The sequence below is a fragment of the Dietzia sp. DQ11-44 genome, from assembly GCF_014145205.1.
In the GTDB taxonomy this organism is placed as follows: Bacteria; Actinomycetota; Actinomycetes; order Mycobacteriales; family Mycobacteriaceae; genus Dietzia; species Dietzia natronolimnaea.
In genome coordinates this window covers 1-2,435 of the sequence record NZ_JAALEC010000642.1, presented here as the reverse complement: position 1 = coordinate 2,435, position 2,435 = coordinate 1, and the positions used below count along the sequence as shown (strand labels likewise).

3 protein-coding genes are annotated in these 2,435 nt (G+C 70.1%); 2 read left to right on the top strand and 1 reads right to left on the bottom strand.

Features of this window, described 5'->3' with window-relative positions:
* Positions 1–98 precede the first annotated feature (98 nt).
* Complete coding sequence (locus G6018_RS14845) at positions 99–368, bottom strand: DUF2530 domain-containing protein (protein WP_182609962.1); 270 nt, start codon at positions 366–368, stop codon at positions 99–101.
* Positions 369–443: 75 nt separating this feature from the next.
* Between G6018_RS14845 and G6018_RS14840 the strand changes: the two genes are divergently transcribed.
* Positions 444–1,913: an NCS2 family permease gene (locus G6018_RS14840; protein WP_182640030.1), complete on the top strand. Its 1,470-nt coding sequence runs from the start codon at positions 444–446 to the stop codon at positions 1,911–1,913.
* A gap of 12 nt (positions 1,914–1,925) precedes the next feature.
* A partial coding sequence (locus tag G6018_RS14835) for a TrmH family RNA methyltransferase (protein ID WP_347237878.1) occupies positions 1,926–2,435 on the top strand: 510 nt, incomplete at its 3' end.

The following is a 2,435-nucleotide window of genomic DNA, read 5'->3' as shown; positions in this document are numbered from 1 at the left end:
GGCAGGCCGGTCCGGCGGGCGGTCCCGACCAGCCCTGATCCCGCCGGCCCCCGCCGCCGGTCAGGACTGATCCCGCAGGCATCTCAGGTGCCGACAGCTCAGATGCGGTCGAAGTCGAGACCGCCCTGTGCGCCCGCACTGCCGCGCAGGACGGCACGCCGCTGGAGCGCGTAGACGAGTGTGCCGATCGCACCCACGCCCACGCCCACGGCGCAGAGGATGACCGCGCGCATGTCGACCTCGTCCATGAGCATCACGGCCAGGAGGGCGATCGTCCACGCGAGGGTTCCGATGAGGACGACGGGCCGCGGATCCAGCAGGTAGGCCGGGATCCGGGGCACCTGCGGCTCTGCCGGGCTGTCCGTCATGACCGCGACGCTACCGCAGGCGGGGGGCCGGTTACTCTATGACGGTTCCTCACCCACCGCCAGGAAGGTCTCCAGATGTCGCAGAGCGCCGGGGCCCCGTCACGGTCCCCTGTACGGATCGGGGTCGTCGACCGGTACTTCAAGATCAGTGAGCGCGGTTCGACGGTGGCCCGCGAGGTGCGCGGCGGGTTGGTCAGCTTCTTCGCGATGGCCTACATCATCGTGCTCAACCCGCTGATCCTCGGTTCGGGTGTCGACGTCGAGGGCAACCAGCTGTCGATCATCGAGATCGCCGCCGTCACCGCCTTCACCGCGGGGGTGATGACGGTGGCGTTCGGCGCGATCGCCCGCTACCCGTTCGCCTTCGCGACCGGCCTGGGGATCAACTCCCTCGTCGCGGTCACCATCGCCAGGCAGGTCACGTGGGCCGAGGCCATGGGGCTGATCGTCATCGAGGGCATCATCATCGTCATCCTGGCGGTGAGCGGGTTCCGCAAGGCCGTCTTCGACGCCATCCCCTCGGACCTCAAGGCCGCGATCGCCGTGGGCATCGGGTTGTTCATCGCCATGGTCGGCTTCGTCGACTCCGGTTTCGTGCGTCGACTCCCCGACGCCGCGGGCACCACGGTCCCGGTGGGACTGGGGATCGAGGGGTCGATCGCCTCGTGGCCCACCGCCGTGTTCGCCTTCGGGCTCCTGCTGTGCGGTGTGCTCGTGGCCCGGCAGGTGCGCGGCGGCATCTTCATCGGCATCGTGGTCACCACCGTCGTGGCCATCATCGTCGAGGCCGTCGCGAACGCCGGACCGTCCTTCGTCGACGGTGAGCCCTCGCCCACCGGGTGGAACCTCGCGGTCCCGGGGATCCCCGAGACCCTGGGTGGGCTGCCCAACCTGTCCCTCATCGGGCAGGTGGATCTCTTCGGCGCGTTCGTCCGGATCGGTCCGCTGGCGGCCAGCCTGTTCGTCTTCACCCTGCTGCTCGCCAACTTCTTCGACGCCATGGGCACCTTCACGGGGCTGGGCAAGGAGGCCGGGCTCATGGACGAGAAGGGCAATCTGCCCAACATGAAGACCGCGCTCGTGGTCGAGGGCGTCGGTGCCGTGGCGGGTGGCTTCACCTCGTCGTCGTCCAACACGGTCTTCCTCGAGTCGGCCACCGGCATCGCCGAGGGCGCCCGCACCGGCCTGGCGAACATCGTCACCGGTGCCCTCTTCCTCGTCGCGATGTTCTTCACCCCGCTGTACGAGGTCGTCCCGGTGGAGGCGGCGGCCCCCGCGCTCGTGGTGGTCGGCGCACTCATGATGTCGCAGATCGTCAACATCGACTTCACGCGCTTCGCGATCGCGCTCCCGGCCTTCCTCACGATCGTCACCATGCCGTTCACCTACTCGATCGCCAACGGCATCGGCATCGGGTTCGTGGCCTGGGTCGTGATGGCCACCGCCACCGGCAAGGCCCGGTCCGTGCACCCGCTGCTGTGGGTGGTCGCGGCGGCGTTCCTCGTGTTCTTCGCGATCGGGCCCATCACCGACCTGCTGGCCTGAGCGGCGCGGGCAGTGCTCGTCGTCGACGTCTCCGATCCCGCCGATCCCAGGTTGGACGATCTGCGCGACCTCAACCACTCCGACCGTCGCCCCGACCTGCCGGGCGGCAGGGGCCTGGTGATCGCGGAGGGTACCTACGTGGTGGGTCGGATGCTGCTGTCCCGGTTCCGCCCGCACGTCCTGCTGGGGACCGACGCGCGCCTGCGGCAACTGCGGCGTGAGGCGGCCGCCGAGGGCTGGGACGCCGACGAGCGCGCCGGGGGTGCCGTGTACCTGCGCACCACCAAGGACGTGCTCAGCGAGGTGATCGGGTTCCGGTCCAGTCGCGACATCCTCGCCGCCGCCGACCGGCCGACACCGCTCGAGGTCGACGCCGTCGTGGGCGGTGCCCGGACCCTCGTGGTGCTCGAGGGCGTCAACGACCCCGAGAACCTCGGGGCGATCTTCCGCAACTGCGCGGCGCTCGGTGTCGACGGGGTGCTCTTCGGCGCCGCCACCGGGGACCCCCTCTACCGGCGGGTG

Excerpts from the sequence above, each read along its gene's own strand:
- G6018_RS14845 (WP_182609962.1), bottom strand. The coding sequence starts at position 368 with ATGACGGACAGCCCGGCAGAGCCGCAGGTGCCCCGGATCCCGGCCTAC.
- G6018_RS14840 (WP_182640030.1), top strand. The coding sequence starts at position 444 with ATGTCGCAGAGCGCCGGGGCCCCGTCACGGTCCCCTGTACGGATCGGG.